This is a genomic window from Amycolatopsis sp. H20-H5 (assembly GCF_035828755.1).
Lineage (GTDB): Bacteria > Actinomycetota > Actinomycetes > Mycobacteriales > Pseudonocardiaceae > Amycolatopsis.
In genome coordinates this window covers 1-14,769 of record NZ_JAYMZS010000101.1, presented here as the reverse complement: position 1 = coordinate 14,769, position 14,769 = coordinate 1, and the positions used below count along the sequence as shown (strand labels likewise).

The 14,769-nt window shown below is 69.3% G+C and carries 13 protein-coding genes; 9 read left to right on the top strand and 4 right to left on the bottom strand.

Features of this window, described 5'->3' with window-relative positions; genetic code table 11:
- Window positions 1-13: 13 nt before the first annotated feature.
- The 4 genes from QMK34_RS36480 (at window position 14) to QMK34_RS36465 (ending at window position 4,255) form a co-directional block, all read left to right on the top strand.
- Window positions 14-817 carry a PaaX family transcriptional regulator gene (locus QMK34_RS36480; protein WP_326419291.1) on the top strand — a complete coding sequence of 268 codons (804 nt, stop codon included), beginning with the start codon at window positions 14-16 and terminating at the stop codon, window positions 815-817.
- A complete protein-coding gene (locus QMK34_RS36475) occupies window positions 814-1,602 on the top strand; it encodes a tryptophan 2,3-dioxygenase (RefSeq protein ID WP_326419290.1) in 789 nt (262 codons plus the stop codon). Before QMK34_RS36480 ends, QMK34_RS36475 begins: the two co-directional genes overlap by 4 nt.
- Window positions 1,599-2,789: a kynureninase gene (locus QMK34_RS36470; protein ID WP_326419289.1), complete on the top strand. Its 1,191-nt coding sequence runs from the start codon at window positions 1,599-1,601 to the stop codon at window positions 2,787-2,789. The genes QMK34_RS36475 and QMK34_RS36470 overlap by 4 nt, the downstream gene beginning before the upstream one ends.
- Window positions 2,790-3,181: 392 nt before the next feature.
- Window positions 3,182-4,255: a Glu/Leu/Phe/Val family dehydrogenase gene (locus QMK34_RS36465; protein ID WP_326419287.1), complete on the top strand. Its 1,074-nt coding sequence runs from the start codon at window positions 3,182-3,184 to the stop codon at window positions 4,253-4,255.
- 67 nt (window positions 4,256-4,322) lie between these two features.
- Here the strand turns inward: QMK34_RS36465 and QMK34_RS36460 are convergent, their stop codons facing one another.
- Window positions 4,323-4,916, bottom strand: a complete 594-nt coding sequence (locus tag QMK34_RS36460) for a TetR/AcrR family transcriptional regulator (protein ID WP_326419286.1) — start codon at window positions 4,914-4,916, stop codon at window positions 4,323-4,325.
- An 82-nt stretch (window positions 4,917-4,998) separates the two neighbouring features.
- Between QMK34_RS36460 and QMK34_RS36455 the strand changes: the two genes are divergently transcribed.
- Both QMK34_RS36455 and QMK34_RS36450 read left to right on the top strand, forming a co-directional pair.
- Window positions 4,999-6,390, top strand: a complete 1,392-nt coding sequence (locus QMK34_RS36455) for a cytochrome P450 (protein WP_326419285.1) — start codon at window positions 4,999-5,001, stop codon at window positions 6,388-6,390.
- A 334-nt stretch (window positions 6,391-6,724) separates the two neighbouring features.
- Window positions 6,725-6,880, top strand: a complete 156-nt coding sequence (locus tag QMK34_RS36450) for a hypothetical protein (protein WP_326419284.1) — start codon at window positions 6,725-6,727, stop codon at window positions 6,878-6,880.
- A gap of 48 nt (window positions 6,881-6,928) precedes the next feature.
- On the opposite strand, the gene QMK34_RS36445 is transcribed toward QMK34_RS36450, so the two are convergent.
- From QMK34_RS36445 to QMK34_RS36435, 3 genes are all read right to left on the bottom strand, one after another.
- A complete protein-coding gene (locus QMK34_RS36445) occupies window positions 6,929-8,155 on the bottom strand; it encodes an HNH endonuclease signature motif containing protein (protein WP_326419283.1) in 1,227 nt (408 codons plus the stop codon).
- Between the two features lie 712 nt (window positions 8,156-8,867).
- The gene (locus QMK34_RS36440) at window positions 8,868-9,056 is read right to left on the bottom strand and encodes a DUF5302 domain-containing protein (RefSeq protein WP_326419282.1); all 189 of its coding nucleotides are present in this window, start codon (window positions 9,054-9,056) and stop codon (window positions 8,868-8,870) included.
- Between the two features lie 82 nt (window positions 9,057-9,138).
- Window positions 9,139-10,116, bottom strand: coding sequence for a winged helix-turn-helix transcriptional regulator (locus QMK34_RS36435; protein WP_326419281.1), 978 nt, complete (start codon window positions 10,114-10,116; stop codon window positions 9,139-9,141).
- 131 nt (window positions 10,117-10,247) lie between these two features.
- Between QMK34_RS36435 and QMK34_RS36430 the strand changes: the two genes are divergently transcribed.
- The 3 genes from QMK34_RS36430 to QMK34_RS36420 are packed head-to-tail and all read left to right on the top strand — an operon-like array spanning window position 10,248 to window position 14,643.
- Complete coding sequence (locus QMK34_RS36430; RefSeq protein ID WP_326419280.1) at window positions 10,248-11,720, top strand: carotenoid oxygenase family protein; 1,473 nt, start codon at window positions 10,248-10,250, stop codon at window positions 11,718-11,720.
- The gene (locus tag QMK34_RS36425) at window positions 11,717-13,417 is read left to right on the top strand and encodes a class I adenylate-forming enzyme family protein (protein ID WP_326419279.1); all 1,701 of its coding nucleotides are present in this window, start codon (window positions 11,717-11,719) and stop codon (window positions 13,415-13,417) included. The genes QMK34_RS36430 and QMK34_RS36425 overlap by 4 nt, the downstream gene beginning before the upstream one ends.
- A gap of 2 nt (window positions 13,418-13,419) precedes the next feature.
- Window positions 13,420-14,643 carry an acetyl-CoA acetyltransferase gene (locus QMK34_RS36420; RefSeq protein ID WP_326419278.1) on the top strand — a complete coding sequence of 408 codons (1,224 nt, stop codon included), beginning with the start codon at window positions 13,420-13,422 and terminating at the stop codon, window positions 14,641-14,643.
- Window positions 14,644-14,769 lie beyond the last annotated feature (126 nt).

Sequence of the window (14,769 nt, the reverse complement as noted above, 5' to 3'; positions counted from 1 at the left end):
TAGAGTTGCGCGCATGTCCGGAACCCCCGCCACCAGCCCGCAGGAGCTGGTGATGACCCTGCTGGGGAGTTACGTGCACCCGCGCGAGTCCCGCCGGATCTGGTCCGGCGGGCTGGTCGCGGTGCTGGCCGAGCTCGGGTTCTCCGACGGCGCCGCCAGGATCGCGCTGGCCAGGCTCGTCCGGCGCGACCTGCTCGCCCGGCACAAGGAGGGACGGCTGGTGCACTACTCCCTCACCGGGCGCACGATCGCGCTGCTCGAGGACGGCGACCGGCGGATCTTCTCCCTCGGCACGCGGGAGCGCCCGCCCGGCGACTGGACCGTCCTGTGGCAGAGCATCCCCGAAAGCCGCCGCCAGTCCCGCGAGCGGCTGGTCCGCCGCCTGCGGTTCCTCGGCTTCGGTGCGGTACAGGATGGCACCTGGATCGCCCCGCACGACCGTGAGGACGAGGTGCTCTCACTGCTCGCCGAGCTGGACGTCACCGAGTACGCCGGGCTGATGCTGGGCAGGCCTTCCGGCGGGCTCGACGTCGAGCGGTTCGCCAAACGCGCCTGGGACCTCGACGGGCTGGCCGCGCGTTACGACGCGTTCCTGGCCGAGTTCGGCGAGCTGCCCGGCGACCCACCGGATGGGATCGCTTTCGCCCTCCGGACGCGGCTGGTACACACCTTCCGCGCTTTCCCCTCCCTGGATCCGGAGCTGCCGGGTGGACTGATCCCACCTGGCAGGGCCAACGCGGTGGACCTGTTCCACCGGCTGTACGCCGCGCTCGCACCCGCAGCGCAGCGACACTTCGATGAGGTGACCCGAGGATGACTGACACAGACACTCAGGCGGCGTTGAGTTATACGTCGTATCTCGCGCTGGACGACCTGCTGGACGCCCAGCGGCCCCGCTCCGACGAGCACGACGAGCTGCTGTTCATCGTGATCCACCAGGTGTACGAGCTGTGGTTCAAGCAGATCCTGCACGAAGTCCGCTACCTCCAGGAGCACCTCGCCGCGGGCCACACCCCGCACGCGATCCGCACGCTGCGCCGGATCCTCACCATCCTCAAGGTGGTGGTCGCGCAGATCGACGTGCTGGAGACGATGACCCCCCGGCAGTTCACCAGTTTCCGTGCCCGGCTGGACGCGTCGAGCGGCTTCCAGTCCGCCCAGTTCCGTGAGCTGGAGGCGGTGCTCGGGCGGCGCGACGAGCGCGTGTTCGCGCACTACCCCGAGGGTGGCGAGGCGCGGCAGCGGATCTCCGACGCCATGTCGCGGCCCTCGCTGTTCGACACGTTTGTCGACTACCTGGCCGTGAACGGGTACGCGGTTCCGGCGGGCCGGGACGTCACGAAGCCGGCGGAACCCTCGCCAGGGCTGCAGGAAGTGCTGCTGAAGGTGTACCAGGACGATGCGGGGCCGTCGAACGTGGCGGAGCACCTGGTCGACTTCGACGAGGGGATGCAGGAATGGCGCTACCGGCACGTCAAGATGGTCGAACGGACGATCGGGGACAAGACGGGCACCGGTGGTTCGTCGGGGGCGGCGTACTTGAGGACGACCTTGTTCACCCCGATGTTCGCCGATCTCTGGGCAGTGCGGAGCCGACTGTGACCTCACTCGACGAACTGCGCAAGAGCCCGAACTCGCTGGCTGAGCACTACGGCCGGTTCGGCGTCGGTGAGCGGCTGCTGCTCACCGGGCATTCCCACCAGGCCTGGCCCGACGTTGCCGAGGAGGGCCTGCTCGAGGCCTTCGCCGACGCCGCCCACGGGGTCGACGACAAGTGGGAGCGGGCGTTCGCCAAGGCAGACGAGCTGCGGGCCGGGTTCCGGGGCCTGCTCAGCGATCCACGCGGGGACATCGTCCTCGGCCACAGCACGCACGAGCTGGTCATCCGCTTCCTGTCCGCGCTGGACCTGCGCGCCCGCCCGCGCATCGTCACCACCGACGGCGAGTTCCACACCCTGCGCCGCCAGCTGTCCCGGCTCGCCGAAGAGGGGATCGAGGTCGTCCGCGTGCCGGCTTCGCCGGTCGCCACGCTGGCCGAGCGGCTGGCCGCCGAGATCGACGACCGGACGGCTTCGGTGATGGTCTCCGCCGTGCTGTTCGAGACCGCGCGGCTCGTGCCGGGCTTGGCTTTCCTCGCCGACGCCTGCCTGCGGTTCTCGGTCGACCTGGTCGTGGACTCCTACCACGCACTGGGCGTCGTCCCGTTCGCGCTGCACGACCTCGGGCTGACCAACGCCTGGGTGCTCGGCGGCGGTTACAAGTACCTGCAGCTCGGCGAGGGCAACTGCTTCCTGCGGCTGCCCGCGCACGCCCAGGAGATGCGGCCGGTGGTCACCGGCTGGTACGCCGAGTTCGGCACGCTGGCCGACGAGCGCCGCCAGCCGGGCGAGGTCGCGTACAGCCTCGGGCCGGACCGGTTCGCCGGGGCGACCTACGACCCGACCAGCCACTACCGGGCCGTGCGGGTGCAGCGGTTCTTCGCCGAGCAGGACCTGAAACCGGCGTTCCTGCGGGAGGTTTCGCAGCACCAGGTCGGCCTCCTGATGGACCGGTTCGACCTGCTGAACCTGCCCGAAAACGTCGTGACGCGGGACCGGGACACCCCACTGGACCGGTTCGGCGGCTTCCTGGCGCTGGAGTGCGCGGACGCCGCCGGGCTGCAGGCGGCGCTGGCCGAGCGCGGGGTGCGGACCGACAGCCGCGGCAAGCACCTGCGGTTCGGCCCGGCGCCCTACCTCTCGGACGCCCAGCTCGAAGCCTCGATGGACGTGCTCGGCGAGATCCTCTAGCCCGCCCCGGACGTGGGGCGCGCCGCTTCGGCGTGTCCCACGTTCAAGCACCCCGGTGTCCCACCTCCGTCAAGTCTGCCTCTTCCTGCACCTCCAGCCTGTCGAGTTCACTGGCGAAATACGCTGTCTCGTCGTGGTCGAACGGCCCGATTCCCCAGGCTCCCCATGCTTTGTCCCGCTGTCGCGGTGTGCCGATCAGGGTAGCCAGTGGGTCCGACAATTCCGGTTCACCAGGTGTTCCGACGACCGGCCGTGGCGGCGCCGGGCGTCGGGCTCTAGGTTGCTCAGTGGCGTCGCCGCTGGTGGATGATCTTCGCCGGGGACGGGGCCTCAACCTTGACGGGCGCGCGTGCCACAAGCCGTGCGCAAGCGTAGACAAAGGAGTCACCACCGTGACCGAAGGTGTGTTCGGCCGGGGATCCGGCCACGAGCAGGTCGTGTTCTGCCAGGACCAGGCCAGTGGCCTGAAGGCCATCATCGGCATCTATTCCACCGCTCTCGGGCCCGCGCTCGGCGGTACCCGGTTCTACCCCTACGCCTCCGAGGCGGCCGCGCTCGACGACGTGCTCGCGCTGTCGAAGGGCATGGCCTACAAGAACGCGCTCGCCGGGCTCGACCTCGGTGGCGGCAAGGCCGTGATCATCGGCGACCCCGCGACGCTCAAGTCCGAGTCGCTGCTGCGCGCTTTCGGCCGGTTCGTCCAGTCGCTGGGCGGCCGCTACATCACCGCCTGCGACGTCGGCACCTACGTGCAGGACATGGACCTCGTCGCCCGCGAATCCGAGTTCGTCACCGGCCGTTCGCCAGAGGACGGCGGCGCGGGTGACTCCTCGGTGCTCACCGCTTACGGGGTCTACCAGGGCATGCGCGCCTCGGCCGACCACGTCTGGGGCATCCCGGAGCTGGCAGGTCGCCGCGTCGGCGTCGCCGGGGTCGGCAAGGTCGGGCACATCCTGGTGGGGCACCTCGTCGAAGCCGGGGCACAGGTCGTCATCACCGACGTCTACGCACCCGCGGTCGAACGCACGCGCGCGGCGTACCCCGGGATCGAGGTCGTCGCCGACGTCGACGCCCTCATCGCGTCGGAGCTCGACGTCTTCGCACCCTGCGCGCTCGGCGGCACGCTCACCGACGAGACCGTCGCCCGGCTGCGGACCAAGATCGTCTGCGGCGCGGCGAACAACCAGCTCGCGCACCCGGGCATCGGCAAGCTGCTCGACGACCGGGGCATCCTGTTCGCGCCGGACTACCTGGTCAACGCGGGCGGCGTGATCCAGGTCAGCGACGAGCGCCACGGGTTCGACTTCACCCGCGCGCAGCGCAAGACCACGGCGATCTTCGACACCACGAAGGCCGTGTTCGCGCTGGCCAAGGCCGACGGCGTGCCTCCGGCGACCGCCGCGGACCGGCTCGCCGAGCGCCGCATCGCCGAGGTCGGCAGGCTGCGGTCCATCCTGGTCGGCTGACGATCGGGAAGAGCTCTTCGAAGCGGCGGGCGTGCGGGGTGCCCGCACGCCCGCCGCTTTTCGCGCTTCAGTCCCGGAAGCCCACCGCCCGCGGATCGACCTCGACGGCGGCGAAGAACGTACGCAGGCACAGCGCCCGGACCTGCTCGCGGCCGATCTCGGGGTGGTCCAGCCATTCCAGGCACAGTGCGACGACGAAGGCGAGCCACCCCCGGACGGCCAGCCGGGCGGCGTCGTCGACGGGCTTCAGCGCGGCGAGCGCGGCGAGGATGCGATCCCCGTTGGCGGCCATGCCCGTGTCGCGGATCTGCCGGATCTCGTCGTCGACGGCACCGGCCGCGCGGTGGATCACCCGGTAGCCCTCGGGATGGGTGCGGGCGAAGTCCAGGTATACGTCGAGGCCCGCCGCCAGCTGCTCGCCGAGCGGCAGGTCCGCGTCGGGCGCGCTCATCTCCAGCAGCCGCTCGCTCGACGACCGCACGATCTCGGCGAAGAAGTCCCGTTTGGTCGGGAAGTAGTGGTACAGCAGGCCGCGGGAAACCCCGGCGATCTCGGCGACCTCCTCGATCCACACCTCGTCGTAGGGATGTTTCGCGAACAGGCCCGCCCCGATCGTCAGCAGCTGTTCGCGACGCTGCCCGGTGGTCAGCCTGGTCCTCATCCGCCGATCTTACTTGACACGGGTTCAGTAGCTCGGGATGCTGGGGATTACTGAATCCACGTCCAATAAGCCTGGGGCGGTCATGGACACCACCGGAATCCCGCATCCCCCGCACCGGTTGCCGCTGCTCGGCGACCTGATCGGTGTCAACCCGCGCACTCCAATCCAGGACTCGGTCCGCACCGGCCGCGAGCTGGGCCCGATCTACGCCCGCAAGATCGGGAAGACCGAGCTGGTGATCGTTTCGGGCGGCGAGCTGGTGGCCGAGCTGAACGACGAGCGCCGGTTCGCCAAGCACGTCGGCCTCGGCGTGCAGAACCTCCGGTCGATCGCCGGTGACGGGCTGTTCACCGCCTACGGCTCCGAGCCGAACTGGCGCCTCGCCCACGACATCCTGATGCCCGCGTTCACCCAGGAGGCGATGCGCGGCTACCACCCGATCATGGTCGAGGTGGCCCGCGAGCTGCTCGAAGCCTGGGACCGGCGCGGGACCGCCGACGTGTCCGCCGACATGACCAGGCTGACGCTGGAGACGATCGGGCGGGCCGGGTTCGGCTACCGGTTCGGCTCGTTCGAACGCGACCAGCCGCATCCGTTCGTCTCGGCCATGCAGCGCGCCCTGCGGTTCTCCCAGCTCAGCGCGGTGATGCCGAGGCTGGTGCGGCGAGCGCTGGCCGGTTCGGCCGCCGCCAATGCGGCCGACATCCGGCTGATGAAGGACACCGTCGACGAGGTGATCGCCGGGCGCCGAGACGGGCCGGGGGAGCGCGACCTGCTCGGGCTGATGCTCGACCGCGCGCATCCGGACACTGGCGAGCGGCTGGACCCGGTCAACATCCGCAACCAGGCGATCACCTTCGTCGTCGCGGGGCACGAGACGACGTCGGGCGCGTTGTCGTTCGCGCTCTACTACCTCACGCGTGCCCCGGGTCTGCTCGCCAGGGCGCAGGCCGAGGTCGACGCGCTCTGGGGTGACGGACCGGACCCGGAGCCCGCCTACGCCGACATCGCGAAGCTCCGGTACGTCCGCCGGGTGCTCGACGAGGCGATGCGACTGTGGCCGACCGCGCCCGGCTACACCAGGGGAGCGCGCGAAGACACCGTGCTCGGCGGGCGCTATCCGATGCGCAAGGGCGACTGGGCGATCGTGAACCTGCCGCTGCTGCACCGGGATCCGGCGAGCTGGGGGCCGGACGCCGAGGTGTTCGACCCGGAACGGTTCGCACCGGGCGCGGCGAAGAAGCGGCCCGCGCAGGCCTACAAACCGTTCGGCACCGGGGAACGGGCCTGCATCGGCAGGCAGTTCGCGCTGCACGAGGCCGTGCTGGCGCTCGGCTTGCTGCTGCACCGCTACGACTTCGCGGTCGACGAGTCCTACGAGCTGAAGATCGCCGAATCGTTGACCCTCAAGCCCGAGGGGTTCCGGCTGGAGGTCCGGAAGCGGACCGCACGGAAGCTGGCTCCCGTGGGCTAGGCGTCGCGCTTGCGCGCCTCGATGTCCGCCATCGTGGTGGCGAACAGGGTGTCCGCACCGCCGTCCGCCATGGCGTGGGCTTCGTCCGCCACCGTGGGCAAGGGGTCGTAGGCGGGCAGCGCGACGGAAAGTCGTGTCCGGCCGCCTCCAGTTCGCGCGCCAGCGTCGCCGCTCCGACCAGGACGGTCCGGCCGTGGCTTCAGCTGTCCAGCCGGATCTGGGCCTCGGAATCGAAGCAGAGGCCGGCGCTTTCTGAAGGTGTCGAGCACGATTTCGCGCTGGGACGACCCGTCGCGGAAGTCGTAGTCGAATCGGCCGGACGGGAGGCCCGGCAGTGCCGAACACTCCCTGGAACTCCCGGTTGCTGCGCCGCGACCACGATGAGCACCAGCCCATCGTCGACGGGTACGCCGGGACGGCCATGTGGTGCCACATCCGGTCTTCTGCTGAGGCGATGGCCCGCTGGATCGAAGACCAGCACACCCCGTGAATCCCGGCCGTCGCCGAGTCGAGCCGTCGACAAGGGAACGGCCCGTGGTCAGGGGGTCCGGGGTGGGTCGTGTGCGGTGTTGCGGATGGGTCTTCGCTCCGGATCCAGCCACCCAGGCGGGATCCATTCGATGATTCCGTTACGCAGCCGCATATCCCAGCCGCCATGGTGGAGTAGGTGGTGATGTCTCTCGCAGGCGAGTCCGAGATTGACGATGTCCGTCGGACCCCCAACACCGCCGGGGTTACTCCAGTGCACGAGGTGGTGTGGCGTTGCCCATTTCGGGCCTCGCGAACAGCCCGGACCTGTGCACCCACGATCCCGGATGATCAATGCCCGGCGTTGCGCCGGGGTCGCCGTCCGGACCGCGCGGCCCAGGTCGAGGACTTCGCTGGCGCCGTTCAGTACTGCTGGTACGGCTTTCGCGTCGCAGCACATCCGACGCACCTGACTCACACTCATGGCGCCGTATCCATCCAGCATGACTATGCCCGCGCGGCGTTCCAGCTCCTCCAGCCCGATCGTCACCGTCACCACCGCCCGCTCACCGGCCTTGACCGGCAGGTCGGGGGAGCGGGCGGCGAGGTCGAAGATCGCCGCCAACGCATCACCGTGACGCTGCGCCGCCGTCCGCGGATCCCGGTTACCGAACACATCAACCGGGTCAGGCTTCGCCAACGGAATCAACATGTTCTCCGCGAAATGCCCGGCCTCAGGATCAAACTCACCCGAGTACTTCATCCGACCATCACGGGTGAACGAGTACCGGAATTCCCGGTTCGGACGGGACAGGTCCCGCTCACGATCCTCCGGCTTCTTGTCCAGCACATCCCAGTACCCCAACACCCGCCGACCGACTTTACGAACCGTGGTGGGGATCGCTTGTTGCGACAACTCGACCAGGGTGGCCTCGTGCGCCGCGACCTCCTCCGCCGACACTGAGTCCGGAGCCTGCGAGAGGACGTGTTCGATTTCGTGGGCGTGTTCCCGGTTGATCTCCCCGGACTCCAACGCCTTCCGCATCAACGGAAGCACCGCAGTAGCCTGAGCAACACGAGCGGAGGCTTCCCTCTTCGACACCCGCAGCGACAGTGCCAGCATCGTCGCCGTATCACGGAAACCCTTCTCCACAGACAAACCGCGCTTGTCGATGTCGCCGACGAGATCCAGCATCCGCGCATACACACGACCCAAGTCCCGTTCGACAGCAAGAAGCCCAGCAGTCAGCTCCCCATCGGAAAGCTGCCACACCGGCACCATCTCATCGACACTCACACCCTCATTCTACCCGAACATTTGTTCGATTCACCACCCGTTCAGGTACGACTGGCCAACTTTTTCCGGCAACGTCAGAAACCATTATGCTGCAACGAAAATTTACAAAATGCGACCGGAGCTCGCCAGTCAACAGCTTTCCCGGAGTCTGCGCCGTCCGGCGCGGACATTCTCGCCGCCAGAAACCGTGGTTGCGCAGGGAATTGGGGCGTGTCTCCCACGTGTGGGCGTTCGGTTGGGCGGATGGTCGGGGCGTTCTTGCCGCCATCCAGCGGGGACACGGCACCGTCGATCTGGACGTTGGTGTAAAGAAACTGCTGTCGGTCGACTCGGCCAGCGTGCGCGCACATCGGAAATTGAGAGACACGCCCTAGTCCCCCGAGCTGCCTCCAACTACGTCGAACCTGATCCCATGGCCGGTCAGTGGCGCTCGAAAACGAATCCAGCAGTTTGATGATGAAATGCCCAACGGCCTCATCGCCCAAATTTCGCACTCGGTGCGGCGTCAGTGGCCGGGCGTAACCGACGGTTTGACCATGGTCGAACCCCGGCTCGACCTCCTGCGCCGGGCCCACTCGCCGCAGCCGAACGAGCGGTCCTCAGGCGGTGCCGCGGAGGTTCCCTCGGCACACGAGAAGGCTCAAGCCGCGAAACGGCCGAAGGCCACCTTCACGGAGAAGGTGGCCTTCGGGGACCTGCTGAAAGCGGAGGCTCAGCCGCTCTTGCGGCGGAAGGTGCGCTTGTTCGCTGCCGGACCGTGGGCGTGCTGGTTCTTACCGCCCGCGTTCTCGTGGGCGTCGCCGCTGCGTGCCTGGCTCTGCTTGCGCTCGAGCGCTTCGCGGAACTTGCGCTTGACGTCGTCCTCTTCGTCGCTCGCAGGCGACGGTGCCGGTTCAGTCATGAATGTACCTCCGAGGTGACGACGTGTGACCGCCTCAGCCTGTCAGGTACCGACCCCGTTGGCGAGTCGATTTCGACCTGCGTCACTCCGCTCCCTGCCTAGTCGGAGCCGGGAGCCCGACCGCGCCGCCGAAGCGCACGGAGTCACGCAGGAGCGGCTTGCCGCAGTGGTCGCACATCAGGATCGGTTGCAGCCGGTTGCCGCACTCGATGTGGTCCAGCGTGATGTCGGGGGCCTGGCCGACGACCTCGAACCCCCTCGACCACTCCGCGATGAACGCCAGGGCCGGGAAGAACGCCAGTCCCTTCGCCGTCAGCCGGTAGTCGTGCGCGTCGGTGCGGGTGGTGGCCGTCCCGGTCCGCAGCACGCCGACCTCGACGAGCCTGCTCAGCCGTCCCGAAAGCACGCTGGGCCCGATGCCGAGCTCGCGTTCGAACTCCGAGAAGTGGTGCGAGCCGAGCAGCGCGCTGACGACCAGCCCGGTCGACCACCGGTCGCCCAGCAGTTCCATGGTGTCGGGAAAGAACATCAGCGGGTCCGCGGCCAGCGAATCGGCGTCCTTGCGGCGGAACCGCTTCGACGCCGTCGCGGCCGCCACCCCGGTGTCATCCAGCCTGGTGGCACGCACGTCCCGGGGGTCCACGCGCCGGACGCAGGCCGCGCAACCCAGTGGAGCTGATGTAGCCAGCTCACAGTCGAGGTGGATCAGCGTCGGCAGTACGGCCCGCCTGCCCTCGACCCACTCGCGCTCCCAGGCCCAGATCGAGATCAGCAGCGGCCACAGTTCCAGGCCGCGTTCGGTGAGCCGGTACTCGTGCCGGGTGCGGCGCGCGTCGCGGTACGGCGTGCGGACCAGCATCCCGGCGTCGACCATCTCCCGCAGCCGTCCCGACAGTGCGGTCGGTGAGATGCGCAGGCGCAGGCGCAGTTCCTCGTAGCGCCGGAAGCGCAGGAACAAGCTCTGCAGGATCAGCAGCGTCCACTGGTCCCCGAGCAGTTCGAGTGCCCGGCGGAGCGGGTCCCCAGCCGGTCTGACGCGTTGTGCGGTCGTCTCGGTCACTGATTCCCCCTTGGTCTTCTCGCCATCAGCCTACCGCTGACTACAGCTAAAGAAGTCTATTGACAGCTGGATACAGAAATCATAGTCTCTCACCGAGCCACTGAAGCGAACCGCCGGCAGGGGGACAGCAGATGACCAGCACATCCGAACAGCCACTCCTGGTGGCTTGCGCGGCCGAGCAAGACGAGCCCAACCCGTACCTGCTCGGCGTCTACGCGCCGGTCGGCGAAGAGCTGGACACGGCCGACCTCCAGGTCATCGGCAAGATCCCGGCCGATCTCAACGGCGTCTACCTGCGCAACGGGCCCAACCCGCGCCACCAGCCGGAGGGCCGCTACCACTGGTTCGACGGCGACGGCATGATCCACGCCGTCCACCTGGAGAACGGCAAGGCGCGCTACCGCAACCGCTGGATCCGCACCAAGGCCTTCGAGGCCGAGTCGGCGGCGGGCAAGGCGCTCTGGACCGGCGTGATGGAGAGCCCGAAGGGCAACCCGTTCGGCAACCACCACGGCCTCGGGCTCAAGGACAACGCCAACACCGACGTCATCTTCCACCGCGGCCGCGTGCTCGCGACCTGGTACATGTGCGGCACGCCGTACGGGATCGACCCGCTCTCGCTCGAGACGCTCGGCGCGGAGGACTTCCTCGGCACCCTGGTCGGCGACATGATGGCGCATCCCAAGGTGGACGAGCGGACCGGCGAGATGTTCTGGTTCGACTACGGCCCCCGTCCGCCGTACCTGCGCTACGGCGTCATCAGCGCGGACGGCAAGGTCGTCAGCACCACCGACATCGAGCTGCCCGGCCCGCGGCTGCCGCACGACATGGCGATCACCGACAACTACGCCGTGCTGATGGATCTCCCGCTGATCCAGGACCTCGAGGCCGCGCGCCAGGGCAGGCACAAGATCACCTTCGACCGGTCGATGCCGTCGAGGTTCGGCGTGCTGCCGCGCTACGGAACCGGCGACCAGATCCGCTGGTTCGAGGCGAGCCCCTGCTACATCTACCACGTCGTCAACGCCTGGGAGGAGGGCGAGGAGGTCGTGCTCGACGTCTGCCGCGTGCAGCGTCCGCAGCCCAGCGCCGACGCGCACACCCCGCTCGCCAAGATGCTTTCCTACCTGCGCCTCGACGCCTCGCTGCACCGCTACCGCTTCAACCTGCGGACCGGGCGGACCACCGAGGCCCAGCTCGACGACGACAACACCGAGTTCCCGACCGTCGACTCCCGGGTCGTCGGCACGCGGAACCGGTATTCCTACACCGTGCGCATCTCGCCGGAGTCGACGCTGAAGTTCGACGGCCTGGTGCGCTACGACAATCTTGCCGGCACGAAGACCGAGCATCTGTTCGGTCCTGGCCGGTGGGGCAGTGAGGCGCCGTTCGCACCACGGGACGGCGCGGCCGCCGGTTCCGAGGACGGCTATCTGGTGACGTTCGTGCAGGACGAGCGCGAGGGGCGCTCCGAACTGGACATCTTCGACGCCGCCGATCTCGCTGCCGGACCCGTGGCCAGGGTCCTGTTGCCCCAGCGGGTCCCGCTCGGTTTCCACGCCACGTGGATCCGGGCGGACCAGCTGGGAACCGATAGGAGATGAAGTGCCATCCGGCAGACCGGGCAGGGGAGTACCGGTCGAACCGATGGTGGAGTACCGAGACGATCGACGGGCTGGCGAGGGCCCGGGTCACCGACGACCCGGAAGGTACCGCCCTGATCGATCCGCCGAACACCGCGGGGTTGCTGGGGAGCGACCCGGTGCGGTGGTCATGGCGTGATCTCGATGAACACGTGGACGCGCTCGCCGCGCTCCTGCTCGGACGAGGGGTCCGGGCAGGGGACGTGGTGGCCGTGCAGCTGCCCAATTGTTCGGCGCTCGTCCAGGCGTTCCTCGCGATCGTGCGGATCGGTGCGATCGTCACACCGTTCCCGGTTTCGTATCGGGAACACGAGATGGGCCCGATGTGCCGGCGCACCGGGGCTGTCGCTGTACTCACCGCCGGCAGACTCGGCGAGCGCGCACTCGCCGAAGCGGCGCAACGGATCCGGACCGAAGCGTTGACCGTCCGGTTCGTTCTCTCCCGGGGGGAGAACGAACCGGACGGGGGCGCCGCCTGGCCGGACCGGCCCGCGACCGCGGCCGAGAAGTCCCTTGTGGACGAACACGTCGCGGGACTCGACGTCGACGTCAACGACTGCGTCACGATCTGCTGGACCTCGGGAACGGAGGCCGAACCGAAGGCCGTGCCGCGCTGCCACGGGGACTGGCTGGCGATGGCCGGTGCGTGCCGACAGGCCGCCCGGCTCGGCCAGGACGACGTGCTGCTCTCGCCGTTCCCGATGACGAACATGGCCGGGATCGCCGGGATGTTCCTGCCCTGGCTGCTCGGCGGCGGGGTGTTCGTGCCGCACCACCCGTTCGACCTGCCGGTGTTCCTGGAGCAGCTCGCGACGCAGCGGGTGACCTACACCGTCGCCCCGCCCGTGTTACTGACCATGTTGCTGCGCAACGAAAAGATACTGTCCGGAGTGGACATCTCGGCGTTGCGGCAGATCGGCTCCGGCTCGGCGCCGCTGAGCCCGTGGCTCGTGCGCACCTGGGCCGAACGCCACGGCATCGACCTGATCAACTTCTTCGGCTCCAACGAGGGGATCGCGCTGCTGTCCGATCCGGTGGACATCCCGGATCCGGAGCACCGCGCGAGCTACTTCCCCCACTACGCCTCCGACGTCCGGTGGTCGACGCCGGTCGCAGGCTGGACGTCGGTGCGTCTGCACGACCCGGTGACCGGAGGGCGGGTCACCGGGCCGGGCAGACCGGGCGAGCTGCGGATCGCCGGGCCGACGGTGTTCGCGGGCTACCTCACCGAAAGCACCTCCGCGCCGCTCGACCGGCGCGCGTTCGACGAGGACGGTTACTTCCGCACAGGCGACGTCTTCGAGATCGCCGGTGAGCGCCAGGAGTACCTGCGCTACGTCGACCGCGCGAAGGACCTGGTCATCCGCGGCGGGATGAACATCTCGCCCGCCGAGATCGAGGGCCTGCTCGCTGAACACCCGGACGTCGCCGAGGTCGGGGTCATCGGCGTGCCGGACGAGGTGCTCGGCGAACGGGTGTGCGCGATCGTCGTCGCCGGTGACCGCAGGCCGACGCTGGACGAGCTCACCGGGTTCCTGCGCGAGCGGCGGGTGGCGTCGTTCAAGCTGCCGGAACGGCTGGAGTTCGCCGAGGCCTTGCCTCGCAACCCCGTGGGGAAGATCCTGAAACGGAAACTGCGCGAGCAACTGGAGGCGTAACGGTGTTCATCCTGGGCGGGGCACAGACCGACTTCGCGCGGAACTTCGCGAAGGAGGGCGCCGGGCTGTTCGAGATGTTCGCCGAGGTGGTCCCGGCCGCGCTGGCCGACGCCCGCGTGGACGCCGCCGAGGTCGACGTCGCGCACGTCGGAAACCTGGCCGCGGAGCTGTTCACCGGGCAGGCCCAGCTCGGCGGGCTGCTGGTCGCGGCCGTGCCGGAGCTCGACGGCGTGCCCAGCACCCGGCACGAGGCCGCCTGCGCCTCCGGCAGCACGGCCGTGCTCGCCGCCTGCGCGGACCTCGAAGCGGGACGCTACGACCTGGCGCTGGTGACCGGTGTCGAGCTGATGCGCAACACCGACGGTCAGCGCGCGGCTGAGTACCTCGGCTCGGCCGCCTGGGTCGGGCACGAGGCGCAGAACGCGAAATTCCCTTGGCCCGCCTTGTTCGCCGACGTCGCCGATGCCTACGACAGGCGCTACGGACTCGACCCGGCGCACCTCGGCGCGTTCGCCGAGAACGCCTTCGCCAACGCCGCGCGCAACCCGCTCGCGCAGACGCGGGACTGGGCGTTCCCCGAAGGCGCGTTCGGCACCGACGACACGGTGAACCCGCTGGTCGAGGGCACCTTGCGCAAGAACGACTGCGGCCGTATCACCGACGGCGCGGCCGCGGTCCTGCTGGCCTCGCCGTCGTTCGCCGCGGACTGGGCCCGGCGCCATGGCGTCGCACTGGACGCCATCCCGCGGCTGAGCGGGTTCGGGCACCGCACGGCGCACCTGTCCCTCGCGGGCAAACTCGGCCGGGCCGAAGGCGGCGAGTACCTGTTCCCGCAGCTGCGCGGCGCTGTCCTGGACGCCTACCGGCGCGCGGGCATCGACGGCCCCGGCGCGCTGGACCTCGTCGAGCTGCACGACTGCTTCACCATCACCGGCCTGGTCGCGATCGAACACCTCGGCGCGGCGGCCCCCGGCGAGGGCGGGCGGCTCATCGCCGACGGCGGCATCGCCCGCGACGCCGTCCTGCCGATCAACCCCGGCGGTGGTCTGATCGGCCTGGGACACCCGGTCGGCGCGACCGGCGTCCGCATGGTCCACGACGCGGCCAAGCAGGTCGCGGGCACCGCGGGCCCGACCCAGGTCGACAACGCCCGCACGGCCCTCACCCTCAACGTCGGCGGTTCCTTCACCACGGTGGTCACCACCATCGTCACCCGCGCCGCCTGACCCGCCCCTGCCTGACCCGCGCCGCCTGATGGTCCCTGAAGGCCACCTTCACAGCGTCTAACGCCGTGAAGGTGGCCTTCACGGCACTTCCCCCGCGCGCCGGGCGGTTCGGCCGACCCCGGCTCT

What these genes read in the sequence shown, in the direction of transcription:
- QMK34_RS36455 (WP_326419285.1), top strand. Translation starts at nt 4,999, where the DNA reads ATGGACACCACCGGAATCCCGCATCCCCCGCACCGGTTGCCGCTGCTC.
- QMK34_RS36430 (WP_326419280.1), top strand. Translation starts at nt 10,248, where the DNA reads ATGACCAGCACATCCGAACAGCCACTCCTGGTGGCTTGCGCGGCCGAG.
- QMK34_RS36425 (WP_326419279.1), top strand. Translation starts at nt 11,717, where the DNA reads ATGAAGTGCCATCCGGCAGACCGGGCAGGGGAGTACCGGTCGAACCGA.
- QMK34_RS36460 (WP_326419286.1), bottom strand. Translation starts at nt 4,916, where the DNA reads ATGAGGACCAGGCTGACCACCGGGCAGCGTCGCGAACAGCTGCTGACG.
- QMK34_RS36440 (WP_326419282.1), bottom strand. Translation starts at nt 9,056, where the DNA reads ATGACTGAACCGGCACCGTCGCCTGCGAGCGACGAAGAGGACGACGTC.
- QMK34_RS36480 (WP_326419291.1), top strand. Translation starts at nt 14, where the DNA reads ATGTCCGGAACCCCCGCCACCAGCCCGCAGGAGCTGGTGATGACCCTG.
- QMK34_RS36475 (WP_326419290.1), top strand. Translation starts at nt 814, where the DNA reads ATGACTGACACAGACACTCAGGCGGCGTTGAGTTATACGTCGTATCTC.